This is a genomic window from Mesorhizobium sp. LEGMi-168a, from assembly GCF_058312955.1.
This window is the reverse complement of record NZ_JBZEGV010000019.1, coordinates 100,070-126,469: the sequence shown is the minus strand read 5'-3', so window position 1 is coordinate 126,469 and position 26,400 is coordinate 100,070. Positions and strand designations below refer to the sequence as shown.

Below are 26,400 nucleotides of genomic sequence, written 5' to 3'. Positions count from 1 at the left end.
CGAAGCAAAGTATCGGAAATGGCGCCGACGCGATCCGCAGCGATATTTCCAAAATGTCGGACATCGAAGCGCTTCGTGACCATGTCGAGAAAAAGCATGGCCGCGTCGATGTCCTCTTTGCCAATGCCGGCGGGGCGCGACCAAACATGTTTGAATACATGTCGGAGGAAGAATTCGATTTCACGATCGTCAACACGTTCAAAGGGACTTATTTTACGGTGCAGAAGCTCCTGCCGCTCATGACGTCCGGCGGCTCGATCATCCTGAACACCTCGACCCTGAACAGGCAGGGCCGTCCCCATGTCAGCGTCTATTCGGCGGGGAAAGCGGCAATCCGCTCGCTGGCACGATCGCTCGCAGTGGAACTGACCGGGAAGGGCATTCGAGTGAATGCCATGGCACCCGGCTACATCGATACGGATCAGGCGCGTAAAGCGGGAATGAGCGAGGAGATGATCGAGCAGACGAAGACCCAGGTGCATGCCCAAATTCCGATGCATCGCAGCGGCACTGTCGATGAGATCGCAAAGGCCGTCCTGTTCCTGGCCTCTGATGACTCGTCATACCTGACAGGCAGCGAACTGTGCGTCGACGGTGGCTGGGCCCAGGTCTGATCGCACTCTCCGGCGCTCTTCGTGGGCGCCGGTTGCTGTCGCGTGTGTCAGAGTTATGAGTTCACGCGTTTAGAATTTGAGATTGGCGCCAGCCCGCAACAGCAGCCAGTAGAACAGGCCGGTCGCCGCTCCCGCAAGCAGCAATGCGAGCAAGAAACCGCCATGCGTGTGCGTCAGCGGCAGCTCGGCGGTGTTCATGCCGAAAATACCGACGATCAGCGTTCCCGGCAAAAGCAGCGCGCTCATCACCGCCAGCGCCTTCAGGCTGCGGTTGGATTCGTCCGCGAGCTCGGCCGCGACCTCTTCCTGCAGCAGCCTGGCGCGGTCGTTGACCATGACGACTTCGCGGTCGAGCCTTTTGAGGCGGGCCGACAGGCGAGCCAGTATCTCGTGCGCGCCTGCCGAAAGCTCCCAGCCGGCGCGGTTCTCGTCCTGGAACAGCGCCGCCTGCGCCGAGATCGGCCGGTGCAGCGAGACCGTGAGCCGGCGCACATCCTTGATCCTGCGCCTCTCGTCGGCAAGCCGCTCGGTGACGAGACGGTCCTCGACATCGTCGAGCTGCTTGGTCGCCGCGGCCAGCCGCTCGCTTGCGCTCCGGCAAAAGGCGAGCACGATCGCGCTGAACAGCTCGAATGCCGTTGCCGGCCTAAAACCTTCCGACAGCGTCTTATGCACTTCCTCGACGGCGGCCAGCGAGTGGCGGCGGCCGGTCACCAGCAGCCGGTCCGTCACGGCGAAATGCAGCCTGCCGATGGTGGTCGACCGGCGTCCGATCTCGCCATGCAGATCGGCGGCGATGCCATGCACGACGCCCTTCTCATGCGCCAGCGCCATGCTGTCCTCGTGGCCTTCGAGGATTGCATGCGCCGATTGCGGCAGCGCGCAGGCATGGCTGATCCAGGAATGCGCCCGCTGGTCGATGAGGTCGACATGCAACCACACCCAGCCGTCCGGATCGGCAAGCGCGGCCTCGATGTCTTTGGGAGCGAGAGGCTGAGGCGCCTCACCAGTGCTGCCGCGATAGGCCCAGACCAACCCGGGCGCATGATGCCGGCTATCATCCCAGGCCAGCAGTGTCAGATGCGATGCGTCATTCATGGCCGTCGCTCATGGACATGCCTGAAACCGTGGCGGCGCCGTTGCGGCGCCGCCGGTATTGTCACCAATGCATGACCCGCCGCTCAGAACACCTGGCGGAAGATCACGAACAGCACGAAGGCCAGCGCGATCGAGCAGGGCAGCGTCAGCACCCAGGCGAGCAAAAGGTTGCGCACGGTCGCCCACTGCAGGCCGGAGCCGTTCGCCGCCATCGTGCCGGCAACACCCGACGACAGGACGTGAGTGGTCGACACCGGCAGGCCGAGACGGTCGGCCATGCCGATCGTGATCATCGCGACCAGCTCGGCGGCGGCGCCCTGGCCATAGGTCAGGTGGCTCTTGCCGATCTTCTCGCCGACGGTGACGACGATGCGCTTCCAGCCGACCATGGTGCCGAGGCCGAGCGCCAGCGCCACGGCGATCTTCACCCACAGCGGGATGAACTTCGTCGCGTTGTCGACCGCCTTGTGATAGTCGGTCACCGCCTTAAGGTCGGCGTCCTGCATCGGCAGCAGCTTCTTCTTGTCGATCAGCTTCAGCGCTTCGCCGATCAGATAGATGTCGTTGCGGGCGTTGCTGACAAGGTCGGTCGGCACCTTGTCGACGGTGGCGTAGGGCTGCAGCCCGGCGGTCGTGTTGTGGATGTAGGTCTGCAGCGCCACGGTCGTCTGGTCGTTCCACGACTTGCTGCGCACGGCCTCCTGAACCGCGGCCTTGGCATCGGCGACGGTGACGCCCGGTTTGACGTATTTGCCCAGCGCCTGCTCGACGGAAACCGAGGCCGCCTTGTAGGCATCGAGATAGTTGACGTCCGGCGTGCGGTTGAGCGCATAGGCGGTCGGCACCACGCCGATCAGGATCAGCATGATCAGGCCCATGCCCTTCTGGCCGTCATTCGAGCCATGCGCGAAGCTGACGCCGGTGCAGGTGAAGATCAGCAGCGCGCGGATCCACCATGGCGGCGGCGTGTTGCCCTTCGGCGCCTCATAGAGCGCCGGATTGCGCACCAGGAGCTTCATCACATAAAGCAGGAGGGCGGCGGCGAAGAAGCCGACGAGGGGCGAAATCAGCAGCGACAGGCCGACATTGCTCGCCTGCCCCCACTCGACGCCGCTGGTGGCGCTTCCGGCCGGGGCCATGAACTGGTTGGCGAGGCCGACGCCGATGATCGAGCCGACCATCGTGTGCGAGCTCGACGCCGGCAGGCCGAGGAACCAGGTGCCGAGGTTCCACAGGATCGCCGCCACCAGCAGGGCGAACACCATGGCGAAGCCGGAAGACGAGCCGACCTGCAGGATGAGCTCGACCGGCAGCAGCGACAGGATGCCGAACGCCACCGCGCCGCTCGAGGTCAAGACGCCGAGGAAGTTGAAGACGCCCGACCACATGACGGCGAATTCGGCCGGCAGGGAGCGGGTGTAGATGACGGTGGCCACCGCGTTGGCGGTATCGTGGAAGCCGTTGACGAATTCGAAGCCGAGCGCGATCAGCAAGGCGATACCAAGCAGGATCCAGGGCACCGTCTTGGCGATCGCCAGGTCCTGGCTCAGCGCATAGCCGACATAGATCAGGCCGGCCAGAACCAGCACGCCGAAGGCTGGCAGGAACCATTTGGCGCCGCCCGATTGTTCTAACGGGTGATCCGGTCTCGGAATCCCCGCTTCACTGGAAACAACGTCCACCATGTCCCACTCCTTTTGCATGCAGCAAAGAACCGGGAAGAACGCTATGTCTCCAGGATGAAGCTGGTGTGACGCCTGCAACCTATCCGGCTATCTTGAGGAGCGAGGAAACCAGGAGCTTGCGCTCCTCCGGCGAGAGCACGTCGGAATCGAAGAGATTCATGCTGCGCAGACCCTCGATGGCGAGGAAGCAGACCAGCAGCGAGCCAAGGTCGTCCGTCTCCCCTTTCAGCCGTTCGAACAGCTGCCGCTTGAACGCCTCTATCGGCGTCAGGAATTCCGGATCCTCGGCGATCGCGGAGAACATCCAGGTGGCCGACGGTTTTGGTTTCTCGCAATCATCGGCCGAAACCCGTATGTAGGCCGATAGCACGCTTTCATCGCTGGCCTCGGCCGTGCGTTCTTCGAGCGCCTGTTCGAAAGCATTGAGGTAATTCTCGACCAGCCCCTGCATCAGCTTGGCCTTGGTCGGGAAATTGTAGAGCAGGCCGCCTTTGGACACGCCGGCGCGGCTGGCAATGGCGTCGAGCGACAGGCTTCCCGGCCCCGCCTCGCGGGCCACGTCGGCGGCGGCGGCCAATATTCTGTCGCGCGAGTTTGCTCTGCGAGCCTTCATCACCCTCCCCTTACATTAGCTTATGCGGAATTGACAAGACCGTCCAGACGGTACAGTAAGGCGCCCGAAATTTGAAACCGGGACCCGTCATCGATATGTGTCCCGGCATCGACGTTTTGCCGGTTGCCGGCTCGAGGGGACTGTCCGTGAAGCGCTTCTTCATCATCACCGGAATTCTGCTGCTACTCGTTGTGGTGTGCGTCGGTATCGTCGGCTTCAACATCCTGCGCGACAACGGCATCAAGCAGTTTTTCGCCACCATGAAGCCGCCGGCCGCGACCGTGTCGACCGTCGTCGCGAAGCCCGCGAACTGGACGCCCGGCGTCGAGGCGATAGGCACCGTCAACGCCGTGCGCGGCGTCGACTTGACTGTCGAGACGGCCGGCATCGTCAAGGACATCCTCTTCCACGCCAACCAGAAGGTCGCGGCCGACGCTGTGCTCCTGCAGCTCGACGATGCCGTCGAGAAAGCCGACCTGGTGGCGCAGAAGGCTCAGGCCGCGTCCGACCAGGCGGCGCTGACCCGCGCGATCGAATTGCAACGGCGTGGTGTCGGCACAGACGCGACGCTTGACGCAGCGCGCGCGGCTGCGGACGCCTCGGCCGCGCAGGTCAACAAGCTGCAGGCTGTGCTCGACCAGAAGCAGCTCTCGGCGCCCTTCACCGGCACGGTCGGCATTCCAAGGATCGACATCGGCCAATATCTGGCGCCCGGCAACTCGGTCGTGACGATCCAGGATCTGGACACGATGCGGGTCGACTTCACGGTGCCCGAGCAGCAGCTGCCGCTGTTGAAGATCGGCCAGACGGTGCGGATCGGCAGCAACGCCGCCGACATGTCCTTTGCCGGCTCCATTCGCGGCATCGATCCCAAGATCGATCCGGCGAGCCGGCTGGTGTCGATCCGCGGCGAGGTCGCCAATCCGGAAGGCAAGCTGACGCCTGGCCAGTTCGTGCAGATCCGCGTCGAGCTTCCGGAGGAAAACAACGTCATCTCGGTGCCGCAGACGGCTGTGACGTCGAGCCTTTACGGCGACTATGTCTTCGTGGTGGTGCCGGCCAAGCCTGCTGACGCCGGCGCTGCAGCGCCGGCGAAACCGGAAGACCAGAAAGCCGGCGCGGAAAAGCCTGCCGGTGATGCCGCCAAACCGCAGGCCGATGCCTCAAAGCCGGCCTCCGACACGGCAAAGCCTGCTGACAATGCCGCGAAGCCCGCCGACAAGACCGCAGCCGACGCCGCCAAGCCCGCCGAGGCCGGGCAGCAGCCGGCGCTCGTCATCTCGCAGGTGTTCGTCAAGCTCGGCCGCCGCAACAACGGCATGGTCGAGATCGTCGAGGGCCTGAAGGCCGGCGACCAGGTCGTCACCGCCGGCCAGAACCGGCTCTTCAACGGCATGTCGGTAGCCGTCGACAACACGATCGATCCCAGCAAATCGGCGAACAAGCAGGTTCAGCAATGAGCTTTTCCGATATCTTCATTCGCCGGCCCGTCCTGTCGACGGTGCTGGCCTGCATGATCCTGCTGCTGGGCTTCCAGGCCATCTTCAACCTGTCGATCCGCCAGTATCCGAAGGTGGACGAGACGGCGATCACCATCACCACCGCCTATCCCGGCGCCAGCGCTGACCTGATCCAGGGTTTCATCTCCGCCCCGATCGCGCGCGCCGTCGCCTCGACCGAGAACATCGATTACGTGACCTCGTCGAGCCGCCCGTCTTCGAGCACCGTGACCGTGCAGATGAAGCTCGGCTCCAATCCCGACGTCGCGCTGACCGAGGTGCTGTCCAAAGTTCAGGGCGTGCGTGGCACTTTGCCGGATGCGTCCAAGGACCCGGTGATCGTCAAGGGCACCGGCCAGCAGTTCGCGATGATGTACATCTCGATGCAGAATCCGAACATGACGAAGGAGCAGCTCACCGAATATATCGAGCGCGTCGTGCGGCCCCGCATTTCGACGGTCGAGGGCGTCGCCGATGTGCAGATCTTCGGCGCCGAGGAATATTCGATGCGCGTCTGGATCGACCCGGTCAGGCTTGCCGCCCGCGGCGCAACGGCGGCGGATGTGCTGACCGCGATCAACAACTCCAACTTCCTGTCCGCGCCCGGCAACACCCAGAACGAGTATGTGGTCACGTCGATCACGGTTCACTCGACCTTGCAGACGCCGGAGGCTTTCTCCCAACTGCCGATCCGTTCGACGGACGGCCAGGTGGTGCGCCTGCGCGACGTGGCGCGCGTCGAACTCGGCGCTGAAAGTACCGACACCAGGGTGAGCTTCAACGGCAAGCCCGGCACCTTCCTGGCCATTTTCCCGACGCCGGCCGCCAATCCGCTGACGACGGCAGCGGCGGTCACCAAGCTCGTGCCGGTGATTCAGGAGACGCTGCCGAAAGGCATGACGATCGAGGTCGTCTACGATTCCACCGAGCAGATCAGCGCCTCGATCGAAGAGGTGTTCAAGACCATCGGCGAGGCTGTTGCCATCGTCATCGTGGTCATCCTGTTGTTCCTCGGCTCGTTCCGCTCGGTGATGATGCCGATCGTGACCATCCCGCTGTCCTTGATCGGTGTCTGCTTCATACTGTTTTCGGTCGGCTATTCGATCAATCTTTTGTCGCTGCTCGCCATGGTGCTGGCGATCGGCCTCGTCGTCGACGACGCCATCGTAGTGGTGGAGAACATCCACCGCCACATGGAGGAAGACCACATGTCGCCGATGCAGGCGGCCTTCAACGGCATGCGCGAGATCTTCTCGGCGATCGTCGCCATGACCATCACGCTGGCCGCCGTGTTTGCGCCGCTTGCCTTCACCGGCGGCCTGACCGGCGCATTGTTCCGCGAATTCGCGGTGACCTTGGCGGGCTCCGTGGTGTTGTCCGGCCTGATCGCCGTCACCATCACGCCGATGATGTCGGCTCGCCTGCTGAAGGCCGGCCAGCACGGTCGCTTCCAGCGCATCGTCGACGGCACCTTCAGCCGTGTCGAACGTGTTTACGAGCGAGCGGTCACCGCTTCGCTCAGAAACCGGCCGGTGACGCTGATCATCGTCGTCGCGTTGGTTGCGCTTACAGGCTTCATGTTCACGAAGACCTCAAGCGAGCTGGCGCCGGAAGAGGATCAGGGCTTCCTGCTCTCGATCGTGACCGCGCCACGCTATGCGACGTCGGACTACACAGAGACCTACGTCAACCAGATCCTCGGCCTGGTGAAGGACATCCCGGAAACCAGGGCGCAGTTCTCCGCCGTCGCCTTCGGCGGCGCGACCAACAGCGCCTTTGTCGGCTTCGCTTTCAAGGACTGGGCCGAGCGGCAGCGCAGCTCGAAGGAGATCCAGGCCGATATCACCGGCCGCCTGGCCAAGGTGGCGGGCGTCGAGGCCTTCGTCTTCGCGCCGCCCACACTGCCCGGTTCCGGCGGCGGCCTGCCCATCTCCATGGTGGTTCGCTCGACCGGCGGCCCGTCCGAGGTCTTCGACCAGGCGGAGAAGATCAAGAACAAGGCGCAGGCTTCCGGCCGCTTCATCGTCGTGCAGAACTCGATGTCCTATGACGCGCCGCAGGTCACCGTCACCATCGACCGCGAGCGCGCGGCGGCGCTGAACCTGCCGATTGCCGACATCGGCGGTACCCTGACGCTGCTGGTCGGCGGCGCCGAGGTTGCGCAGTTCGACCGCGACTCCAACAGCTACGACATCATCCCCCAGGTGCCGCAGGAGTTCCGCGACAACCCCGAGAAGCTCGGCGAATATTTCGTGCGCAGCGTGGATGGCAAGATGGTGCCGCTGTCGGCTGTGGTGAAGATTTCGACCAACGCCTCGCCGGCCGCGATCGAGCAGTTCAACCAGTTGAACTCGGCCACGATCTCCGCCCTGCCCTTGCCCGGCGTCACCACCGGCGACGGGCTGAAAGTGCTGGAGGACCTCGCCAGGGAAACACTACCCGATACCTTCTTCATCGATTATTCCGGCCAGTCGCGGCAGGAAAAGGAGCAGGGCAACACCATCCTGATCGCCTTCGCGGCCGCCGTGATCGTCATCTACCTGGTGCTGGCCGCGCAGTTCGAAAGCTTCCGCGATCCGCTGATCATCATGATGGCGGTGCCGCTCTCGATCTTCGGCGCCATCGTGCCGCTCAACATCGGCCTGGGCACACTCAACATCTATACGCAGGTCGGCCTGATCACGCTGATCGGCCTCATCACCAAGCACGGTATCCTTTTGGTGGAATTCGCCAATCAGCAGCGGGAGGTCCATGGCATGCGGCGGCGCGACGCGATCATCGCTTCGGCCAAGGTGCGCTTGCGGCCGATCCTGATGACGACGGCGGCGATGGCGCTCGGCGTCGTGCCGCTGATCATCTCCAGCGGCGCCGGCGCCGCGGCCCGTTACTCGATGGGCCTCGTCATCTTCACCGGCATCCTGGTCGGCACGATGTTCACGCTGTTCGTCGTGCCCATGTTCTACACTTTCATCGCCAGCAAGGATCTGCCGCACCTTGCCGAGAAGCCGGATCCGAAGCTGATGCCGGCGCTGCCGAGTTGACACCGAGACTCAGAATCGAAAAGAGGCCGGAAAGTTTCCGGCCTCTTTTTTGGCGGATGCCTCACGGCTTCGGCGCCCAAGCAATTCCAGGAAAAGTGTTGGACGGTTTTCCGTCCGGAATTGCGACAGAACGAGCCCGAAGGCGGCAACCCGCCTGCTACTTTACGATGACGATGCTGGTGTTGGCGCGGCCAAAGGCCTCGACGAGCTGATAGAAGTCGGCCGCGGCATCGGGATGGAGCCGCACGCAGCCATGTGAGGCAGGCCGGCCGAGGCGTTTGATGGCATAGGTCGCGTGCACGGCATAGCCGCCGCTGAAGAACACCGAATGCGGCATCGGCGCATTGTCGTACTTCTTCGAATACCACATCTCGTGCATGCGCGTCGGCTTGAACGATCCCGTCGGCGTGATGTGCGCCCTGTCGCCCGTCGAGACCTTCCAGGTGAAGGTCGGCCGGCCGTCGACCGTGACCTCCATGATCTGCTGCGACAGTGAAACCCGAGCGACGATCTGATTGGCGCGGGCGGCATTGCTGGCGAAAAGCAGTGCAGCACCGGTCAGCGCCGCGGCGGCAATGTTGATGAGCTTGGCTGAAATGGCAGTATGCATGACGATCCCTCTCTTTGTCCGGTCCCGGCCGGCTTCAATTTCGATGGGCCGTCTTATCGTGGCACTTGTTTCAAGCTTATTTCGCTTGATGCTCGTTTCTGTTTCGAATCCGTTTCTCGAAATTAACGGAGCCGCCCAACAGGATCGGCTCTTGGATGGGCGTATGGTTAACGAGATACCAAGCAAATACGGAAAACGAAAGCGTATATGCCTCTGATACGAAAGCCGTTTCGCCGATCTCGAAACCAAATTGCAACAAAACGCGGCTTGCGCGGCATGATGCGGATACAGGCCAGCGGCAATGTCGGTGCAACGGGAACAGACATCAGCAAACGAAAATGGGCAGGAAATCGAACCTACGCTCCTGGCTTCTCAGGATGAGCGTCGCGGCAGTCATCCTCGGTGGCGCCGGCTCAGTCGCCGGCAACCCTGTGACGACGCTTGGCGCGATGAATTCCGGCGAGGTTTCGACGCTGCACGCTGCACTGTTCATCGCCACGGTCTGGATTGTTTCCAGCCTGCGCGTCAACCGGTTGAAGGCCCTCTGGCGGGTCGGCCTTCGACTGATGGGGATGCGCGGCCCCTCCGGCTACTTGCTGCCGAGAGGACCGAAGGCCCGCGCCGCAGCGGGGGGCTCCGTCAGCGGCGCGGGCGCTTCGGGAGTTTCCTGAAGCACCGACGACTATCGAATTTGGGGGTTAAAGCCATGAAGACAAAATTTGCCGCCTCGGTGCTGTCCGCGCTGCTCTACGCTCAAGGGCTGCTCGGCTTTGCCGCGCTTGCGACGGTGCTGCTCAAGGAGCGCGCCCATGCCGAGATCACCGCAAAGGCCGACATGCCATCGGGCCCCTCGGTCCTTGTGGTGCGTTGAGCACTGGCATCGGACCCAAAAGTGCAAAGCGGTTTTGGGGAATTCCGATGCCAAACCCAAAAAATCGCATCGGACCCAAAATGACAATCGGTTTTGGGAGAATCCGATGCCAGATCAGAGCAATACCTTGGCCGCCCTCGGGTCAGTCGGTGCGCGGCGTCGGCGGATCGAAGCGATAGCCGGCGCCTCTGATCGTGGTGATGGTCTCCGTATCGAGCTTGCGGCGCAGCCTTACAATTCGCGAATCGATCGAGCGGTCGAAAGCGTCGGCGTTCTCGGCAGGCGCGGCGGCGATGATGTCGTCGCGCGTCAGCACCTTTCGCGGGCTGGCCAGAAACAATCTCAACAGCGCCACTTGCCCCGGAGAGAGCTGATCCTCGGCGCCGGAACGGTGCATGACCATGGCCGACCTCAGGTCGACGGTGGCGTTCTCCAGCACGATCAGTTCCTGGGTGTTGCGGCCACGCCGCGTCAGCAGGCCACCGATACGCGCGGCGAGCTCGCGCACGTTGAGCGGACTTTCGATCACGTCGGCGGCGCCGAGCTCCAAGGCCAGCACCTTGTCGACGAGATCGCGCGGCCGGCAGATCAGGATGAAGTCGGAGCCACCCTCGCCGCCGTAGCGCTTGAGCAGCTCGCGCCCCTCCGCCTGGGTCACGTCGTCGCCGACCACCACCACATCGATGCCCCCGGCCGAAAGCAGCGACTCCGCCTCCCATGGCTGTCGCGCCTGGCGCACATCGTGCCCGCGCCGCTCGAGATGGTCGGCAAGGTCGCCCGCCACCACGTCGGCAACGGACACAAGCGCGACGACGGATCGTGCTGCCATTTTTCTCCACCCCGCCACAGTCAACTCGAGATGAGCGCTGGACATCATGTTTATACCCAATCTACTTTCCGCTGAAAGCGGGAGCGAGACCATTGTGAAGGCGCGCATCATCGTCGTCGAGGACGAGCCGGATCTGAGGGAAGCGGTTGCCGAGTATCTCGGCGCCAACGGCTATGACGTGGCCGCGGCCGAGAACGCCGCGGCGGCACGCAGCCTGCTCGACGCGCAATCCTTCCACCTCGCCATCCTCGACATCGCCATGCCCGGCGAGGACGGCCTGTCGCTTGGCCGCTGGCTGCGCTCCAAGACACAGATCGGCATCATCTATGCCACCGCCGCCGGCACCGCGCTCGACCGCATCGTCGGGCTGGAGCTTGGCGCCGACGATTACATCGTCAAGCCCTATGAATTGCGCGAAGTGCTGGCGAGGGTCCGCAGCGTGTTGCGCCGCGTGCCGCAGCCGGCGGCGCCGCAGGCTGCCAAGATCGAGGCCGGCGCCCGCCGCTTCATGAATTTCGGCGGCTTCCAGGCCGATTTCGACGGCAGGCTCGTCACCGGCGCCAACGGCGCGGTCATCGAGATGGCCAAGAGCGAGTTCGACGTGCTGGAGGTTTTCCTCACCCGCGCCAACCGGCTTTTGACGCGGGCCGCGATCTCGGAAGCGATCGGCTTCGTGGAAGATCCCGAATCGTCGCGCGCGGTCGACATCCGCATCATGCGTCTGAGAAAGAAGATCGAGGCGGACCCCGCCAATCCGAAATTCCTGCGCACGGTGCGCGGCGAAGGCTATATCTTCTCGCTGCCGACCGGCGACAGCAATTGAACCAGCCTGATGCATGTCGCCCGAAAGTGCGCAGCGGTTTTGGGAAAACGACATGCATCAAAACAAAGACTTAAAGCGCGCCGCTCGAATCCGTTTCGACGCGACGCGCTTTAAGCGGCTCCGGAAGACGGCCGACCATGACCGCTGAGGCAGCACGCACCGATATGCAGGGTTCCCGTCAGGGCGCCGCGATGGCGGCCGTCCATGTCGTTCGCCGCCTGCGCGAGGCGGGCGACTGGCAGCGCGAGATGGACGGCATATTGGAGACGCTCTGCCGCTCGATGGATTGCCAGCGCGGCATCCTCTTCCGCCTGCGCGAATTGCCGGGCGAGGGCTTCGCCCAGTCGGTCGCCGCCTACTGGATCGATCCGGCCTTCGGCGGCGAGCTCGCATCGCCCACGGTGATCATGCAGTCGATCATCAACTCCGATCCGCTGCTGGAACGGCTGCAGGAGGACGAGCGCCAGGGCAAGGTCTTTGCCGGCCACACGCGCAACCTCGACGGTTTCCTGCGCGCCGATTTCGAGAAGCAGAGCATCAAATCCTTCATTTCCGTGTCGGTCTTCGCCCACGGCCATCTCTGGGGCACGCTCGCCGTCAACGACTGCGTCGCCGAGCGCGAATGGACGGACGAGGAAGAGGCAACACTGCACATCATCGCGCTCGCCATCGGCGACGCCATCGAGCGCTCACCCTCCGAGGCGCATGCCAGCGAGGTTATCCGCCGCACCATGCTGCAGGCTTCGCTCGACGCCATCATCGTCATCGACGAGTCCGGCTCCATTATCGAGTTCAATCCGGCCGCCGAGAAGATGTTCGGCTTCAAGCGCAGCGACATCCTCGGCAAGGACCTGATCGACACGATCGTGCCGCACTACTATCGCAAGGGCTATGCCTCAGGCGCCGACTACATGGCAGGCCGCGGCGCGCCGATGGTCAACCAGCGGCTGGAGACCGTGACCCAGAACGCTGCCGGTGAGATCTTTCCGATCGAATTGACCGCGACCGAGATGCGGGTTGCCGACCGCCGGCTGATCTTCGGTTCGATCCGCGACCTGCGCGAAAAGCTGCGCGCCGAGGAAGAGATCAATCGCCAGCGCGAGAAGCTGCACCAGAACGAGAAGATGGCGGCGATGGGCTCGCTGCTTGCCGGCGTCTCGCACGAACTCAACAACCCACTCGCGGTGGTGGTGGCGCAGTCGACCCTGCTGCATGAATTCGCGACCGACCCGCAGACCAAGGTGCGCGCCGAGAAGGTGCGCGCCGCCGCCGAGCGCTGCGGCCGCATCGTCAAGAGCTTCCTGTCGATGGTGCGCCTGCATCCGACCGAACAGGCCGAGACCGACCTCAACCAGGTGATGCGAGCCGCGCTCGAGGTTACCGCTTACGGCGCGCGCTCCAGTGGCATCATCATCGAGACCGATTTCGCCAATGGCCCGCTGCTTGCCATGGCGGACGCCGACCATGTCACGCAGGTCGCGGCCAACTTCCTCATCAACAGCCAGCATGCGCTGGCCGGCATTACCGGCGAACGGCGCATCAAGGTGCGGACCTTCCGCAGCGATCGCGGCAATCCGGGCTTCTCCGTCGAGGACAATGGTCCAGGCATTCCCGAGGCGATCCGCTCGCGCATCTTCGAGTCCTATTTCACCACCAAGCCGGTCGGCGTCGGCACCGGCATCGGCCTGTCGATCTCGAAATCGATCGTCGAGCGCCACAACGGCAACATCTGGTTCGAGGAGGTTGAGCCGCATGGCGCCCGCTTCGTCGTCCAGTTGCCGGCGATCACAGGCGATGCCGCCAAAGCCGGCGAAGGCCCGGCGCGCTCGAGCGGGCTGCGCCACGCGTTGATCATCGACGACGAGCCCGACGTCGCCGCCTCGCTCTCCGACATACTGGAGTTGATGGGGGTGAAATCGCGCGTCGTCGCAAGCTGGACGTCGGCCGGCGACGTGCTGGGCGGGCAGATGCCGCCGGACATCGTCTTTTCCGACCTGCGCATGCCTGGCACCAGCGGCATATCGATCTACCGCGAGCTGTTGGCTGAGCGTCCAGGTCTGGCGCAGCGCTTCGTGCTGGTCACCGGCGACCTGATCGGCGCCAAGGCGGAGATCGAGGCGCTGCCGCCGCCGCAGCGCCCGCATATCCTGGAAAAGCCGTTCTCGACGCTCGACGTCCGCGGCGTCCTCGCGGCGATTGCAGAGCTTGCCGCGGTCGACAGCGGGGCGCACATCTGACGGGCTGGGTTCCAGCCGCCCCCAAAAAAAGAGGCTCCCGATCGACTTGCGACGGGAGCCTGACTGGAGCGCGGAGGGTGCGCTCTGGGGAACTCTAGTGCATGTCGCCCAAAACTGCGCAGCGGTTTTGGGAGAACGACTGCAGCAAACCAAGGACTTAAAGCGCGTCGCCTGAATCCGTTTCTGCGCGACGCGCTTTAAAAGACGTTCGGCGTGTTGGTGAGCGGCGCGGCATTGGCGATCATGCGCACCGCGCGGGCCCGGTGCTGGCCGGACTGTTCGGCGATGGCGCGCAGGCATTCGGCGTTTTCGGCGCCCCAGTTCTGACCCTTGCAGGCAAAGTCGATTGCCGGCTCCGGCAGCCGCGCCGTTTTGAGGGTCGTCGAGGCGCCCTGAACCACGTTGGCCGGCGGGTTGAGCGAAGCGAAAGCGGGACCGGAGACAGGCGCCAGCACCATGCTGGCGAAAGCGCAGGCGCCGATCAGCATGAACATCGCCATCGGATGGTCGCTGGCGCGCTGGCGCAGCGCCAGCTTCGGCCGGCGATCATTGCGATCCGGGCCATATGCGTGGCGACTCGCGTCGACGGTCTGGACTTTCGAAAACATCGACTGCTCCCTTCGTTATCTTTCCTTTTCCCATGAAACGAACTTAATCGCGCCGCGTAACAGCCGAATGGTAGGGCGCGATTGCCCGTGTAACAGGATTGAAACAGGGATTTGGATCGCCAGCCTTCCGTCCCTGCTTGCCCGCCAGCGGAGGTTCATGCGCCTGTCGGAAGCAGCGAACTGTAAGCGACCTCACACAGCCGCCGAATTGGCGTGGCTGTCGCGATCATCCGATGCGCAAGCCGCGCCGAAACGGACCTATTGGAACGCCCGAATCCGCAGCCGGAACCGCTGTTTTACATCCCTGGTTAAGGTCCGGATTTTCCGGGATTTTTCTGGTTTGAGTGACCTCAACGCCGCCGACACGGAATTTCCATATTTCCACAACCCATTGCATTTCAATGCAAAATATGCTTTTATTGAATGAGTATTCAACAAAAAGAAGAGCGCTTTTATGAACCCGCACCTCCGTGACGTGGCGATCCCCAACGATTGGGACCGGCGGGGTTTGCCGGGGTGGAGCTATCACTCCAACGCGCTGCTCGAGCTCGAGAAGGAATATGTCTTTCGCAACCACTGGCAGATCGCCGGCCACGTTTCCGACGTGCCGAATGCGGGCGATTATCTGACCATGGACGTGATCGGCGAGCGCGCGCTGATCGTGCGCGGCAAGGACGGCGTCGTGCGCGCCTTCAACAATATGTGCCGCCACCGCGGCAGCCGCGTCGTCGCCGACAGCCAGGGCACCTGCAAGAACGCGCTGGTCTGCCCGTTCCACGGCTGGGTCTACAATCTCGACGGCACGCTGCGGGGTGCTGCCCGTCCGCGCTCCTTCCCCGAGCTCGACAAGACCGAGTTCGGCCTGATGCCGCTCGACCTCGAAATCTGGATGGGCTTCATCTTCATCCGCTTCCGCAAGGGCGGCCCGCAGCCTTCGGTGGCCCAGCTCTTGAGGCCGATCGAGGCCGAGATCGCCAACTACCGCGTTGCCGACATGGTGCCGTCCTGGGGCATCTGGACGCAGAAATCGCCGGTCAACTGGAAGTCGGTGCGTGACGTCGACAATGAAGGCTATCACGTCGCCATGGCGCATCCGGCGCTGCAGGATCTTTACGGCGCGACCTATTTCGACGAGCCCTTCGTCAACGGCGTGTCGCGGTCCTTCGCCACCTATAATCCGCATGCCGGGCGGCGCTGGAGCGTCGGCCAGTACATCAAGCTAGCGCCCGAGCCGACGCATCTGCCGGAGCATTTGCGCAAGGCCTGGATCTACTATGGCATCTTCCCCAACAACGCGCTGTCGATCATGCCGGAATCGGTGCAGTTCTATCAGGAGTTCCCGCTGTCCACCGGCGAGACTCTGCTGCGCGGCGCGATCTATCGCTACAAGGACGAGACAAGAGAGCAGGCGGCCGCACGCTATCTCGCCTACCGCATCGACCGCGACACCATGAACGAGGACGTGCAGCTTTCGGTCTGGTCGAACGAATCCATGCTGTCGGAAGCCTTCGGGGGCTTTTATCTCTCCGACCTCGAATATGGCGTGCGCACCCACCACGACCATCTGCGCAGACAGGTCCCGGTGCTCAACCTCGAGACGGCGCCCGAGGAAAAGGACATGTGGGGGCTGAACGACGCGCTGCGGTCGAGGGGGTAGAAGCTGCCAATCTCCCCCCTTGAGGGGGAGATGGCCGGCAGGCCAGAGGGGGTCGCTGCGCGTGAAGCGCCGACTCTCTAAAACGGCATAACAAGCAGCTCTACGTGAGACGACACCCTCTGTCGCCTTCGGCGACATCTCCCCCTCAAGGGGGGGGAGATCGGCTAATCACTCCCGCCACACCCCTTCCTTCCTCAGATCATCCATCGTCCGCGAGATGCCCTCGCGTAGAATCGCCACCATGTCGTCGATCTGCTCGCGGCTGATGATCAGCGGCGGCGACATCACGCACATGTTGATCAGCGGCCGCACCAAAAGCCCGAGCTCGTGGCAATGCGCGTCGATGCGCTTGCCCACATCCTTGTCGAGCTGCAGCGGATCCTTGCTCTCGCGGTCGGCGACGCATTCAACGCAAGCCATCAGGCCGACGCCGCGCACTTCGCCGACCAGCGGCAGTTCCTCAAGGGTCTTCAGCCGCGCCTGGAAATAAGGCGCGATCTCGCGTGCATGCCGAAGCACGCCGTCTTCCAGCAGGTCGAGGTTTTTCAGCGCGACGGCGCAGCCGATCGGATGGCTGGTGTAGGTCAGCCCATGCCCGAACAGCGCGTCGGGATGATTGGAGCGTCGCAACAGTTCCAGCAGCCGCTCCGAGATGATCACGCCGCCGAGCGGGAAATAGCCCGAGGTGACGCCCTTGGCGAAGGTGATCATATCGGGATCGATGCCGAACACGTCGCCTGAAGCAAAGACGTGACCGAGCCGCCCGAAGCCGGTCACCACCTCGTCCGAGACGTAGAGGATATCATTCTCGCGGCAGATCTCGCGGATACGCTTGAGATAGCCATCCGGCGGCACGACGACACCGCCCGAAGCCTGCACCGGCTCGCCGACAAAAGCGCCGATCCGGTCAGCGCCGACGCGCGCGATGGTGTCGCGGAACTGGTCGACGAGGAAATCGGTGAAGGCCGGAACGCTCATTCCTTGCGGCCGCCGGAACGGGTTGGGCGATGACAGCTTCACCACCAGCTCGTCGGCGCCGTCCATCCAGTCGCGGTCGCGCGGGCGGCCGTTGAGCGAGGCCGACAGGTAGGTCGAGCCGTGATAGGCGCCGCCGCGGCTGAGGATCAGCTTCTTTTCCGGCCGGCCGCGCACATTGTTGTAGAATTGCATGAAGCGCAGCGCCGTTTCCACCGCCGACGAGCCGCCGGTGGTGAAGAAGGTATGGCTGAGGTCGCCCGGCGCGGCGTCCGCGATGCGCCGGGCAAGCTCGGCCGAAGGCGCGTTCATCGTGTACCAGGGCGTGTTGTAGGAGAGCGCCATCGCCTGGTCGTACATCACCTTCGCCAGTTCCTCGCGGCGATGGCCGACATTGATGCACCACATCCCGGCCGGACCGTCGATCAGCCGCTTGCCGGAGGCGTCGGTGATGTAGATGCCGTCACCCTCGCCGATCAGCGCGCGCGCCTCGGCGCCGACCGAGCCGGCATAGGGCCAAGGCTGGACGAGATGGCGCTTGGCGAGCTCGACCGCGTCGTCGCCGCCGGCGTCGACCATTTCCCTTGCCTTGATCTCTCTTGCAGCCGCCATGTTAGCCTCGCATCGTCCGGTTGCGGAATTTCCCTGGACACGAAACGAAGCGGAAAACCATGGAAAGTCGGCCTTTCCTCACTTCATTTTGAATGTCCGTTCAATCAATATTACAGAAATAGCGCTTGATTTCAATCGGCGGATACGCTCATGATGAAAGAAAGCCGGCAAGGCACGGAGCGATCGCTCCAGCATCAAGAATTGGGAACACGGCGCCAGTTAATGGGAAGGCCGCATGGCGGGACAATCCGAGCCAGCAACCGCAATCACGCCCGGAGCGCTGCAATGACGGCGGCGGCGGAAGGGTCACCCCAGCTCACCATGGCGGGAGCCAGACGAAGTCCCCTTCTGCAATCGGAAGCCGTCCAGGGTTTTGCGCTTATCAGCCCGACTTTCGTCTACGCGCTCATCCTTCTCGTCCTGCCTATCCTGGTCGTCATCGCGCATTCCTTCTGGACGCAGGACTATCTCACCATCGACCACACATTCACGCTGGAGAATTACCGAATCGCGCTGACCGAGCCGATCTACCGCGACCTGCTCTGGCGCTCGCTTTACATCTCGCTGACGGTCAGCCTGCTCACCGTGGCTCTCGCCTACCCGATCGCCTATTTCATTTCCTTCCATGGCGGCCGCCACAAGAGCCTGTGGCTGTTCCTCATCACCATCCCGTTCTGGACCAGCTACCTTTTGCGCGTGATGTCGTGGAAGGTGATCCTCGGCTACAACGGCGTGCTCAATTCCGGCCTGATGGGCCTCGGCATCATCGACGAACCGTCGACGGCGCTGCTCTACAATTCCAGCGCCGTCATCATCACACTGACCCACGCATGGGCGACCTTCGCCATCCTGCCGATCTTCGTTTCGCTGGAGAAGGTCGACCGCACCTTGGTCGAGGCAGCGACCGACCTCGGCGACGGGCCGCTGCGCTCCTTCCTGCGCGTGACCTTGCCGCTGTCGGCGCCCGGCGTCATCTCGGCCGCGCTCATCGTCATGATCCCGACCGTCGGCGACTATGTCACGCCGAAGCTGGTCGGCGGCAAGGACGGCGTCATGATCGCCAACGCCATCCAGGCGCAGTTCGGCAAGGCGTCGAACTGGCCGCTGGGTGCTGCGCTCTCCGTCACCACCATGGTCATCGTCTCGCTGATGGCCGGCGCCACCGTGCTGGTCATCCGCGCTCTCCAGAGGCTGGCGCGATGACCGCGATCAGACGTTTCCTGCCGGGATGGCTGTCGAGCTACGCTGCGCTCTACATCGCCTTCCTCTATCTGCCGGTGATCTTCCTACCGATCTTCTCGATCAACACGGCGGCGACGCCGAAATTCCCGCTCTCCGGCGTCACGCTCCATTGGTATGAGGACCTGCCGCGCACGCCGGCGCTGATCGACGCGACCTGGAACAGCTTGCTCGTCGGCGTCTCGGCCGCGATCCTGTCGACGGTGCTCGGCATCCTCGCCGCCCGCTCGATCACCCGCTACCGCTATCCCGGCCGCCGGACCATCAATGGGCTGATCATGGCGCCGCTGGTGCTGCCCGAGGTCATCGTCGCCATCTCGATGCTGCTGGTGATGCTGCAGCTTGGCTTGAACCTCTCGCTGTTCACCGTCGTGCTCGGCCATGTGCTGGTCTGCATCCCCTATTCGATGACGGTGCTGACCTCCGGTTTCGAGGGTTTCGACCGCAGCCTTGAGGAGGCTTCCGCCGATCTCGGCGAGAGCGCCTTCGGCACCTTCCGGCGCGTGACGCTGCCGATGGTGGCGCCCGCCATCATCTCCAGCCTGCTCGTCTGCTTCACCATCTCGCTCGACGAATTCATCATCGCCTTCTTCCTGACCGGCACCGAGGCGACGCTGCCGATCTACATCTGGGGCCAGCTGCGTTTCGCGGCCAAGCTCCCCGGCGTGCTGGCGCTCGGCACCTTGCTGCTTTTGGCGTCCTTCGTGCTGATGACCATTGCCGAAATCCTGCGCCGCCGCGCGGCGAGACGCACCCAGAACGAGGGAGGCCTCTATGCTTGAGCGGGTCCAATCCGAGCGCACCCAATCGGATCGTACCATGATCGAGATCCGCGAGGTCACCCGCAGCTACGGCGCCTTCAAGGCGCTGGACGATGCGTCGCTCAGCATCCGCGAGGGCGAGTTCTTTTCGCTGCTTGGTCCTTCCGGCTGCGGCAAAACCACGCTGCTGCGCATGATCGCCGGCTTCGACTCGCCGACCAGCGGCTCGATCGCCGTGGATGGCCAACCTATGGACGGCATTCCCGCCAACCGGCGGCCGACCAACATGGTGTTCCAGAGCTATGCAATCTTCCCACACCTGAATGTGGAGCAGAATGTCGCATACGGCCTGAAGCGCCTGAAGCTGCAGGGCGGCGAGGAAAAACGCCGGGTCGAGGAGGCGCTGGCGCAGGTGTCGCTGACCGGCCTCGGCAAGCGCCGCGCCACCGAGCTCTCCGGCGGCCAGCGCCAGCGCGTGGCGCTCGCCCGCGCGCTGGTCATGCGGCCCAAGGTGCTGCTGCTCGACGAGCCGCTCTCGGCGCTCGACAAGAAGCTGCGCGAGCAGATGCAGGTCGAGCTGCGCCGGCTGCAGCAGGCGGTCGGCATCACCTTCGTGCTGGTCACGCACGACCAGTACGAGGCCCTGGCCATGTCGGACCGCATCGCCGTGATGTTCGGCGGCCGCATCGCGCAGGTCGCCTCGCCGAAGGAGATCTACCAGCGCCCCGTCAACCGCCAGGTCGCCGACTTCCTCGGCGGCATGAACTTCGTCAAGGCCGAGATCGTCGAGGAGAGCGGCGCGTCGCTGGTGCTCGACACGCTCGGCTTCGGCCGCGTCAGGACCGACAAGCCAAAAGCCTTCGCGCGCAATGGCGGCGTAGCCACGCTCGGCATCCGTCCGGAGCGGCTGCGCGTTCTTTGGGACAATGCGACGGCGAAGTTCGAGGTCGCCGGCAAGGTTGTCGAGCGCCACTATTTCGGCGAGATCACGCATCTGATCGTCGATATCCCAGGACTGGAGAAGCCGCTGTCGGTGACCGAGACCAATGATTTCGGCGCCGACGACATTCCGGTCGGCGCGCAGATCCGCCTTGCCTACGATCCCGAGGCCCTGGTGGCTATGGCCGATTGAATCTTCCGGGCAGCGATGCGGCCGGCCACGATCGCGCCTTCGACATAGCCCGGAAATGACGGCGAGACTTCCGAAGCCGAGAAATAAACCGGCGGCGTGCCGGCAAGGATGGTGCGCTCGGCATCCCTTGCCGTCATATCGACGATGAGATCGCTGTAGGCGCCGCCGCTCCAGCGGTCATCCGTCCAGTCGCGCTGGCTGAAATCGAGCATGTCGGCCGCATCCGGGCCGAGCGCGTCGACAAGCCTCGCCGTCACTTCCGCGCGCAATGCCGCCTCGCCCAAGTCGCGCCAGCGCAATGCACGCGGCCCGCCGACGAAGACGGTGAGCGCGGCGTGCCCGGCATCCTTGCTGGCGTCGCAGGCAAACAGTCCGGGCAGATCGCGCCACATAACCATGCCGCTCAAACCCCGCTCGCGCCAGAACGGCTTCGTATAGCGCACCAGGATCTTGATCACTGCGCCGCTTTCCCAGACGCTGAGCGCCTTCGCCAGGACATCTGGCAAGGCGGGCATGAATTCGAGCTTGGCAGCAGTCGCCGGTGGCAGCGCGATCAGCACCACGCGCGCTTCAACGACGCCGCCTGCTAAGGTCACGCGAACGCCTTCCGGTCCATGCTCGACGCGCGTCGCCGGCTGACTAAGCCGGAGCCGGTCGCCGAGATCGCCCGCCAGATCGTCGGCGAGCGACGGCATGGTCTCGCGCAGGGAATATTGCAGCTCCGGCACCTCGTTGGTGATGCGGCGGTCGTTGTCGATCAGGTGCCAGAGCGGCACCTTGTCCAGCGGCAGGCACCACAGGCCTTCGATCATCGAACGAAAGCCCGCCTTGGCGTCGGCCGAGTCCTGCTGGCGCTCGAGCCAATCGGCGACGCTCAAGCCGGCGATCGCCGGATCGTCCGGTTCGATCCTGTTCATGCGGTCGCGGATCGCCATCGAGGCGTGATACATGAGCTCGGTCCTCGATGCCGACATGCGCGGGTGGGTGATGAACTCGCCCCCGACATAGGTCTCGACGAAGGTCTTGCCGCGCGTCTCGGCCAGCGCCATCAGCTCCGGCATGTCCTCGCACAAGAACTGGCCGCCGCTGTCGACCAGCTCGCCCAGTCCGTTTCGCACGGCCTCCACCCGCCCGCCGACACGGTCACGTGCTTCCAGGACAAGGAAATCGATCCCGGCGCGCTTCAGTTCGAGCGCGGCGGACAGGCCGGTGAAGCCGGCGCCGACGATGGCAACGTCGGTCCTTTCGGTTCTGATGCTCAATAGCCGGCCTTGATCTTCTCGAACTCGGCGACCATCCGCTGCTTGAGCTCTGGCGCCACCGGCTGCTGGAACAGCGTCTTGTCGAGGAACTTGTCGAGATTGTCGAAGCCGCGCTCGGTGAGCAGCTTCTGATCCATCGCCGCCATGCCGGCGCTGTTGCCGTGGCCGTAGCCGAAGGTCTTCACCATATACTCCGAAACATCGGGCGCGTTGACGGCGTTGAGGAAATCATAGGCCTGGTCGAGCTTGCCCGGCGCGTCCTTCATCAGCACGTAGCCGCACACCCAGGTCGACAAGCCCTCCTTGGTGTTGCGGTTCATCTCGATCGGCAGTCCTTGTCCTTTCAGCGTCACATAGGTCTCGTTCCAGCCCCAGACCAGATCGACCTCGTTGCCGGTGAAGGCCTGGTTGAGGTCGGTGTCGTCGGTCCAATAGAAGCGGACGTTCTTGTGCACGTCGCGCAGGAAGGCGGAAGCTTGGCTGAACTGCTCATCCGTCATCTTGGTCCAGTCCTTCAGCCCGATGACCAGACTGGCCAGCGCATAGGCATCGTCGACATTGTCGCCGATGGTGACGCGGCCCTTGAACTTGGGATCGGCGAAGATTTTCAGCGACTGTGCCTCTTCGGCCGTCACCTTGTCGGTGCGGTAGAGCAGCGAGGTGTTGCCCCAGTCGAAGGGCATGAACCAGGCCTTGCCGTCGGCGGTCATGGCGAGATCCTTCATCGCCATGATGCCGGGATTGAGATCCTTCCAACCGGCGATCCTGGAGGTATCGAGCGGCTGCAGCAACCCCGCCTCGCGCCATTTCACCACGCTCTGCGAGCAGGGATGCGCGATGTCGGCCTTGAAGCCGGCGCGCATCTTCTCGAAGGCTTCGTCCTCGTCGCCGAAGAAGGAGAAGCTCGGCTCGGCGCCATATTTGGCGGTGTAGGCGGGATGCAGCAACGGGTCCTCGTAGCCCGACCAGTCGAAAACGACGAGGTCGCCGCCGCCTTCGGCAAACGCATAGGCGGCGCCCGCGCCGACGGTGACGACGGCGGCCAAGGCAAGGCGGCGAAGCATGGATTTCATGGCGCGAGAACTCCCCCATCGCGAACGCATCGCCGGAAGTTAGGAGAATTCCCTGGTTTTGGCGAGCCCGCCAGATTCCGGTTCCGGGGTGATCGTTTCGACTGTTCCAACTTGTTGCGGAGACCACCAATTGTGGAAGTCAGCGCCGCCCCTCATCGCCCTACCGGGCACTTCTCCCCGTATAGTGACGGGGAGAAGGGGCTGGCCGCCGTCTCAGCACTCTTCTTGCGACGCTGGTGATTGGCGAAACCGGCGGTGACAGCGCCCCTCTCCCCGTCACTATACGGGGAGAGGATGCCGGCAGGCAGGTGAGGGGCGGCGCCAGCGCTCGAAAGGCAATGGGGCGAGCTCGAAACGTATGCGATTGCCCCAGTTCCGTTTCCGAGCGAACAAGACAGCCCCGAAACAGAACTCAGTAGCCGGCTTTGATCTTCTCGAACTCGGCGATCATCTTCAGCTTGAGCTCGGAAGGCAGCGGCTGCTGGAACAGCGTCTTGTCGACCCACTTTTCCACATTGTCGTAGCCCTTTTCCTTCAGCACCGCCTGGTCGACGCCGGCCATGCCCTTGGCGTTGGCCTGGCCGTAGCCCCAGTCCTTGACCAGCACCTTGGCGACTTCCGGATCGTTGACGGCGTTGAGATAATCATAGGCCTTGTCGACGTTGCCTGGCGCGTCCTTGAACAGCACATAGCCGCACACCCAGGTCGACATGCCCTCGTCGGTGTCCTTCTTGGACTTGATCGGCACGCCGGCCGCGATCGACTGCACCGTGGCGTCGTTCCAGGCCCAGGCGAGGTCGACCTCGCCGCCGCTCAAGAGCTGGACGATGTCGGTGGTGTCGGTCCAGTAGGAGCGCACGTTCTTGTGCACCTGGCGCAGGAAGTCAGACGCTTGGCTGAACTGTTCGTCCGTCATCTTGGTCCAGTCCTTCAGCCCGATGGCAAGGCTGGCCAGCGCATAGGCGTCGTCGACATTGTCGCCGATCGAGACCCTGCCCTTGTACTTCGGATCGGCGAAGGCCTTCAGCGACTGCACATCCTTCTCGGCAATCTTGTCGGAGTTGTAGGTGAGCTGCGTGTCGCCCCAGTCCCAAGGCATGAACCAGGCCTTGCCGTCGGGAGTCGTGGCAAGATCCTTCATCGCCATGATGCCCGGATTGAGGTCCTTCCAGCCGGCGATCTTCGAGGTGTCAAGCGGCTGCAGCAGGCCCGCTTCGCGCCACTTCACCACGCTCTGCGAGCAGGGATGGCCGAGGTCGGCCTTGAAGCCGGAGCGGATCTTCTCGAATGCCTCGTCCTCATCGCCGAAGAAGGCGAAGGTCGGCGAGTCGCCGTCCTTCTCGACATATTTGCCATGGAAGCTCGGATCCTCATAGCCGGACCAGTCGAATACGATCAGGTCCTTGTCGGCGGCAACGGCGAATGCCGCCGCCGAAGCCGCCAGCGCGCCCGTGAGCGCCAATGTCATTGTGAGGCGTCGGCTGAGTTTCTTCATGCTTGTTCCATCCTCTTTTGGTCTTGCCGGTCTTGGCGGCCGGCTGTTGCTATCCGTAATGTTTCGGAAAGGCGGCGGCCAAAAACGCGTTGGCCGCCTGCAGCGCCGTTTCGCGCGTGGTGTCTTCCGTCCCCATCATCAGCCGTAGCCACAGGCCCTCGAGCATGGCGCTGAGCGCCAGGGCCATGGCCTGAGGTTCATAGGCGTAGCCGCCGCTTTGCTTGAGCGTCGCGCAGAGGTCGATGAAGACCTGCTGATAGTAAGCGTCGCGCGAGCTGCTCAGCGCTTGGTAGGTCGGCCGCGATTTAGCCTCGCCCCAGAACGCGCACCAGGCGGCGAGCTTGCGCTTGTTGCAGATCGAGCGGTCGAAGTCGGCCCATACCAGCGCTTGCAGCTGCCGGGCAGGATCGTCGCCGGCCTTCTGCAAGGCGGCGCGCCAATGCGCCGAATACTCGTCATACATATACTGCAGCGTGGCGACGAGCAGCTTTTCCTTGCTCTCGAAATGGAAGTTGACGATGCCGCGCGACAGCCCGGCGCCGTCGGCGACATCGGCCATCGTCGTCTCCGCATAGCCGCGCTTGGCCAGCGAATCGATCGTCGCCTCGATCAGCTGGAGCTGCCTGACCTCTTTCGACGCCTTGCGCCCGCGCTTCTCGGCGTCTGCTTTTCGCGCCGGTTCAGGGGCGATGTCCCTGGCCTCTACAGTCTTCATGGGCGTGACGGTCTCCAGCATTGCCGGCTATCCCACCGGCTTCCAACCGCGCAGATGAGTGGGGCGGTGCTCCCCACTGTCAAGCACCTTCTGCATCGCCTCCCAGGTCCGGATGTTCTTGTCGACATAGGCCGCGCCGACCGCGGCGGTGACGGGCTCATAGAGCGGTCCTTTGAGCCGCGCGAGTTCCTCCCGCGCGACCTCGCGGTACCACGGATTGCGGTCGCGAACGGCAATGTCCAAGAAGCCGGCCCGACGCATGGCCTCGGCATAGCGCGCCGGCGAAGCCATGGCGAAGGACAAGCCTTCCGCCGCGACATAGGCCTTCATGTCCGGGGACGGCTCGCCATCATGCGCGATCATCCAGTTCGACGCGGCGAAGGCGCCGCCGGACCTCAGCACGCGGAATATCTCGGCGAACAGCGCATCCTTGTCCGACACATGCAGCAGCGCGTCCTTGGAGAAGACGACATCGAACGAGGCGTCCGCGAACGGCAGTGGTCCCGGCGGCGCCTGGACGAAGCGGACGCGGTCTTCGAGATCTTGCGCCGCCGCTCTTCGTCTTGCCGCCTCGATCACCGGCCTTTCGACATCGAAACCGGTGGCTCGAGCAGCACCATGCCGCGCGACCAGATAGAGCGTGATGCCGCCGGCGCCGCAGCCGATATCGAGAATTGTCTTGCCCTTGAGCGACAGGCCTTCGACCACGCGGTCGACTTCTGCCGGACCGCCCGGCGACAGGTAGCCATCGCCCCAGAGCGCCGCGAGAAAGCGGATGGCGGTATCGTCATATTCCGGCTCGGCGTCAGCCGTTTCGATCATCGGATCTTTAGCCCCAAAAGCCGAAGTGGCCAATCCAGAATGCTTGAAAAGCCTAGCGCATCAACGGGAAAACGCAACACCATTTGTTGAACATTCATTCAAAATGGCTGGACAAAAAACTGTTGGCCG

Annotated in this window: 24 protein-coding genes; 12 read left to right on the top strand and 12 right to left on the bottom strand. The window is 63.7% G+C overall.

What is annotated here, in order from left to right:
* Positions 1 to 614: SDR family NAD(P)-dependent oxidoreductase (locus AC4FWB_RS23060; protein ID WP_491028532.1), on the top strand; the 614-nt coding region annotated here is incomplete at its 5' end.
* A gap of 69 nt (positions 615 to 683) precedes the next feature.
* Here AC4FWB_RS23060 and AC4FWB_RS23055 read toward each other — a convergent pair.
* From AC4FWB_RS23055 to AC4FWB_RS23045, 3 genes are all read right to left on the bottom strand, one after another.
* Positions 684 to 1,712 (bottom strand): CorA family divalent cation transporter, encoded by a 1,029-nt coding sequence (locus AC4FWB_RS23055; RefSeq protein WP_491028531.1) that lies wholly within the window; start codon positions 1,710 to 1,712, stop codon positions 684 to 686.
* Between the two features lie 83 nt (positions 1,713 to 1,795).
* On the bottom strand, positions 1,796 to 3,397 hold the full coding sequence (locus AC4FWB_RS23050; RefSeq protein WP_491028530.1) for an inorganic phosphate transporter: 1,602 nt from the start codon (positions 3,395 to 3,397) through the stop codon (positions 1,796 to 1,798).
* Between the two features lie 79 nt (positions 3,398 to 3,476).
* On the bottom strand, positions 3,477 to 4,010 hold the full coding sequence (locus AC4FWB_RS23045) for a TetR/AcrR family transcriptional regulator (RefSeq protein WP_491028529.1): 534 nt from the start codon (positions 4,008 to 4,010) through the stop codon (positions 3,477 to 3,479).
* Between the two features lie 95 nt (positions 4,011 to 4,105).
* Between AC4FWB_RS23045 and AC4FWB_RS23040 the strand changes: the two genes are divergently transcribed.
* Positions 4,106 to 5,470: an efflux RND transporter periplasmic adaptor subunit gene (locus AC4FWB_RS23040; protein ID WP_491028536.1), complete on the top strand. Its 1,365-nt coding sequence runs from the start codon at positions 4,106 to 4,108 to the stop codon at positions 5,468 to 5,470.
* Positions 5,467 to 8,550 carry an efflux RND transporter permease subunit gene (locus tag AC4FWB_RS23035; RefSeq protein WP_491028528.1) on the top strand — a complete coding sequence of 1,028 codons (3,084 nt, stop codon included), beginning with the start codon at positions 5,467 to 5,469 and terminating at the stop codon, positions 8,548 to 8,550. Before AC4FWB_RS23040 ends, AC4FWB_RS23035 begins: the two co-directional genes overlap by 4 nt.
* A 157-nt stretch (positions 8,551 to 8,707) precedes the next feature.
* Here AC4FWB_RS23035 and AC4FWB_RS23030 read toward each other — a convergent pair whose 3' ends face one another.
* Complete coding sequence (locus AC4FWB_RS23030) at positions 8,708 to 9,160, bottom strand: L,D-transpeptidase (protein WP_491028527.1); 453 nt, start codon at positions 9,158 to 9,160, stop codon at positions 8,708 to 8,710.
* A gap of 377 nt (positions 9,161 to 9,537) precedes the next feature.
* Here AC4FWB_RS23030 and AC4FWB_RS23025 point away from each other — a divergent pair, with 377 nt between their 5' ends.
* Positions 9,538 to 9,831 carry a hypothetical protein gene (locus AC4FWB_RS23025; protein ID WP_491028526.1) on the top strand — a complete coding sequence of 98 codons (294 nt, stop codon included), beginning with the start codon at positions 9,538 to 9,540 and terminating at the stop codon, positions 9,829 to 9,831.
* A gap of 35 nt (positions 9,832 to 9,866) precedes the next feature.
* Complete coding sequence (locus AC4FWB_RS23020; protein WP_292340799.1) at positions 9,867 to 10,031, top strand: hypothetical protein; 165 nt, start codon at positions 9,867 to 9,869, stop codon at positions 10,029 to 10,031.
* A gap of 142 nt (positions 10,032 to 10,173) precedes the next feature.
* Here the strand turns inward: AC4FWB_RS23020 and AC4FWB_RS23015 are convergent, their stop codons facing one another.
* Positions 10,174 to 10,860, bottom strand: coding sequence for a winged helix-turn-helix domain-containing protein (locus AC4FWB_RS23015; RefSeq protein ID WP_491028525.1), 687 nt, complete (start codon positions 10,858 to 10,860; stop codon positions 10,174 to 10,176).
* A 46-nt stretch (positions 10,861 to 10,906) separates the two neighbouring features.
* Here AC4FWB_RS23015 and AC4FWB_RS23010 point away from each other — a divergent pair, with 46 nt between their 5' ends.
* Positions 10,907 to 11,683, top strand: a complete 777-nt coding sequence (locus AC4FWB_RS23010) for a response regulator (RefSeq protein WP_491028524.1) — start codon at positions 10,907 to 10,909, stop codon at positions 11,681 to 11,683.
* A 137-nt stretch (positions 11,684 to 11,820) separates the two neighbouring features.
* Positions 11,821 to 13,920: an ATP-binding protein gene (locus AC4FWB_RS23005; RefSeq protein WP_491028523.1), complete on the top strand. Its 2,100-nt coding sequence runs from the start codon at positions 11,821 to 11,823 to the stop codon at positions 13,918 to 13,920.
* Between the two features lie 197 nt (positions 13,921 to 14,117).
* On the opposite strand, the gene AC4FWB_RS23000 is transcribed toward AC4FWB_RS23005, so the two are convergent.
* A complete protein-coding gene (locus tag AC4FWB_RS23000; RefSeq protein WP_491028522.1) occupies positions 14,118 to 14,528 on the bottom strand; it encodes a hypothetical protein in 411 nt (136 codons plus the stop codon).
* A gap of 157 nt (positions 14,529 to 14,685) precedes the next feature.
* Here AC4FWB_RS23000 and AC4FWB_RS22995 point away from each other — a divergent pair, with 157 nt between their 5' ends.
* Together AC4FWB_RS22995 and AC4FWB_RS22990 are read left to right on the top strand one after the other, a co-directional pair.
* Complete coding sequence (locus tag AC4FWB_RS22995) at positions 14,686 to 14,955, top strand: hypothetical protein (protein WP_491028521.1); 270 nt, start codon at positions 14,686 to 14,688, stop codon at positions 14,953 to 14,955.
* Between the two features lie 27 nt (positions 14,956 to 14,982).
* Positions 14,983 to 16,185: an aromatic ring-hydroxylating oxygenase subunit alpha gene (locus AC4FWB_RS22990; protein ID WP_491028520.1), complete on the top strand. Its 1,203-nt coding sequence runs from the start codon at positions 14,983 to 14,985 to the stop codon at positions 16,183 to 16,185.
* Positions 16,186 to 16,353: 168 nt separating this feature from the next.
* Here the strand turns inward: AC4FWB_RS22990 and AC4FWB_RS22985 are convergent, their stop codons facing one another.
* Entirely contained in the window at positions 16,354 to 17,772 is a 1,419-nt protein-coding gene (locus tag AC4FWB_RS22985) for an aminotransferase (RefSeq protein WP_491028519.1), read from the bottom strand.
* A 285-nt stretch (positions 17,773 to 18,057) separates the two neighbouring features.
* Here AC4FWB_RS22985 and AC4FWB_RS22980 point away from each other — a divergent pair, with 285 nt between their 5' ends.
* Genes AC4FWB_RS22980 through AC4FWB_RS22970 form a run of 3 tightly spaced genes read left to right on the top strand, consistent with a single transcriptional unit; the run spans position 18,058 to position 20,904 of the window.
* Complete coding sequence (locus tag AC4FWB_RS22980) at positions 18,058 to 18,975, top strand: ABC transporter permease (protein WP_491028518.1); 918 nt, start codon at positions 18,058 to 18,060, stop codon at positions 18,973 to 18,975.
* Entirely contained in the window at positions 18,972 to 19,793 is an 822-nt protein-coding gene (locus AC4FWB_RS22975; protein ID WP_491028517.1) for an ABC transporter permease, read from the top strand. The genes AC4FWB_RS22980 and AC4FWB_RS22975 overlap by 4 nt, the downstream gene beginning before the upstream one ends.
* Before the next feature lie 37 nt (positions 19,794 to 19,830).
* Entirely contained in the window at positions 19,831 to 20,904 is a 1,074-nt protein-coding gene (locus AC4FWB_RS22970) for an ABC transporter ATP-binding protein (protein ID WP_491028535.1), read from the top strand.
* On the opposite strand, the gene AC4FWB_RS22965 is transcribed toward AC4FWB_RS22970, so the two are convergent.
* From AC4FWB_RS22965 to AC4FWB_RS22945, 5 genes are all read right to left on the bottom strand, one after another.
* Positions 20,868 to 22,166, bottom strand: a complete 1,299-nt coding sequence (locus tag AC4FWB_RS22965; protein ID WP_491028516.1) for a flavin monoamine oxidase family protein — start codon at positions 22,164 to 22,166, stop codon at positions 20,868 to 20,870. The two genes, AC4FWB_RS22970 and AC4FWB_RS22965, sit on opposite strands and share 37 nt — an antisense overlap.
* Positions 22,163 to 23,239, bottom strand: a complete 1,077-nt coding sequence (locus AC4FWB_RS22960; RefSeq protein ID WP_491028515.1) for an extracellular solute-binding protein — start codon at positions 23,237 to 23,239, stop codon at positions 22,163 to 22,165. Before AC4FWB_RS22960 ends, AC4FWB_RS22965 begins: the two co-directional genes overlap by 4 nt.
* Before the next feature lie 412 nt (positions 23,240 to 23,651).
* Complete coding sequence (locus AC4FWB_RS22955) at positions 23,652 to 24,734, bottom strand: ABC transporter substrate-binding protein (protein WP_491028514.1); 1,083 nt, start codon at positions 24,732 to 24,734, stop codon at positions 23,652 to 23,654.
* Between the two features lie 49 nt (positions 24,735 to 24,783).
* Positions 24,784 to 25,470, bottom strand: a complete 687-nt coding sequence (gene betI / locus AC4FWB_RS22950) for a transcriptional regulator BetI (protein ID WP_491028513.1) — start codon at positions 25,468 to 25,470, stop codon at positions 24,784 to 24,786.
* A 6-nt stretch (positions 25,471 to 25,476) separates the two neighbouring features.
* Complete coding sequence (locus tag AC4FWB_RS22945; RefSeq protein ID WP_491028512.1) at positions 25,477 to 26,271, bottom strand: class I SAM-dependent methyltransferase; 795 nt, start codon at positions 26,269 to 26,271, stop codon at positions 25,477 to 25,479.
* Between the last annotated feature and the right edge of the window lie 129 nt (positions 26,272 to 26,400).

Coding starts and splice junctions, on each gene's coding strand:
- AC4FWB_RS23055 (WP_491028531.1), bottom strand. CDS start 1,712: ATGAATGACGCATCGCATCTGACACTGCTGGCCTGGGATGATAGCCGG.
- AC4FWB_RS23050 (WP_491028530.1), bottom strand. CDS start 3,397: ATGGTGGACGTTGTTTCCAGTGAAGCGGGGATTCCGAGACCGGATCAC.
- AC4FWB_RS23045 (WP_491028529.1), bottom strand. CDS start 4,010: ATGAAGGCTCGCAGAGCAAACTCGCGCGACAGAATATTGGCCGCCGCC.
- AC4FWB_RS23040 (WP_491028536.1), top strand. CDS start 4,106: ATGTGTCCCGGCATCGACGTTTTGCCGGTTGCCGGCTCGAGGGGACTG.
- AC4FWB_RS23035 (WP_491028528.1), top strand. CDS start 5,467: ATGAGCTTTTCCGATATCTTCATTCGCCGGCCCGTCCTGTCGACGGTG.
- AC4FWB_RS23030 (WP_491028527.1), bottom strand. CDS start 9,160: ATGCATACTGCCATTTCAGCCAAGCTCATCAACATTGCCGCCGCGGCG.
- AC4FWB_RS23025 (WP_491028526.1), top strand. CDS start 9,538: ATGAGCGTCGCGGCAGTCATCCTCGGTGGCGCCGGCTCAGTCGCCGGC.
- AC4FWB_RS23020 (WP_292340799.1), top strand. CDS start 9,867: ATGAAGACAAAATTTGCCGCCTCGGTGCTGTCCGCGCTGCTCTACGCT.
- AC4FWB_RS23015 (WP_491028525.1), bottom strand. CDS start 10,860: ATGGCAGCACGATCCGTCGTCGCGCTTGTGTCCGTTGCCGACGTGGTG.
- AC4FWB_RS23010 (WP_491028524.1), top strand. CDS start 10,907: ATGTTTATACCCAATCTACTTTCCGCTGAAAGCGGGAGCGAGACCATT.
- AC4FWB_RS23005 (WP_491028523.1), top strand. CDS start 11,821: ATGACCGCTGAGGCAGCACGCACCGATATGCAGGGTTCCCGTCAGGGC.
- AC4FWB_RS23000 (WP_491028522.1), bottom strand. CDS start 14,528: ATGTTTTCGAAAGTCCAGACCGTCGACGCGAGTCGCCACGCATATGGC.
- AC4FWB_RS22995 (WP_491028521.1), top strand. CDS start 14,686: ATGCGCCTGTCGGAAGCAGCGAACTGTAAGCGACCTCACACAGCCGCC.
- AC4FWB_RS22990 (WP_491028520.1), top strand. CDS start 14,983: ATGAACCCGCACCTCCGTGACGTGGCGATCCCCAACGATTGGGACCGG.
- AC4FWB_RS22985 (WP_491028519.1), bottom strand. CDS start 17,772: ATGGCGGCTGCAAGAGAGATCAAGGCAAGGGAAATGGTCGACGCCGGC.
- AC4FWB_RS22980 (WP_491028518.1), top strand. CDS start 18,058: ATGACGGCGGCGGCGGAAGGGTCACCCCAGCTCACCATGGCGGGAGCC.
- AC4FWB_RS22975 (WP_491028517.1), top strand. CDS start 18,972: ATGACCGCGATCAGACGTTTCCTGCCGGGATGGCTGTCGAGCTACGCT.
- AC4FWB_RS22970 (WP_491028535.1), top strand. CDS start 19,831: ATGATCGAGATCCGCGAGGTCACCCGCAGCTACGGCGCCTTCAAGGCG.
- AC4FWB_RS22960 (WP_491028515.1), bottom strand. CDS start 23,239: ATGAAATCCATGCTTCGCCGCCTTGCCTTGGCCGCCGTCGTCACCGTC.
- AC4FWB_RS22955 (WP_491028514.1), bottom strand. CDS start 24,734: ATGAAGAAACTCAGCCGACGCCTCACAATGACATTGGCGCTCACGGGC.
- betI (WP_491028513.1), bottom strand. CDS start 25,470: ATGCTGGAGACCGTCACGCCCATGAAGACTGTAGAGGCCAGGGACATC.
- AC4FWB_RS22945 (WP_491028512.1), bottom strand. CDS start 26,271: ATGATCGAAACGGCTGACGCCGAGCCGGAATATGACGATACCGCCATC.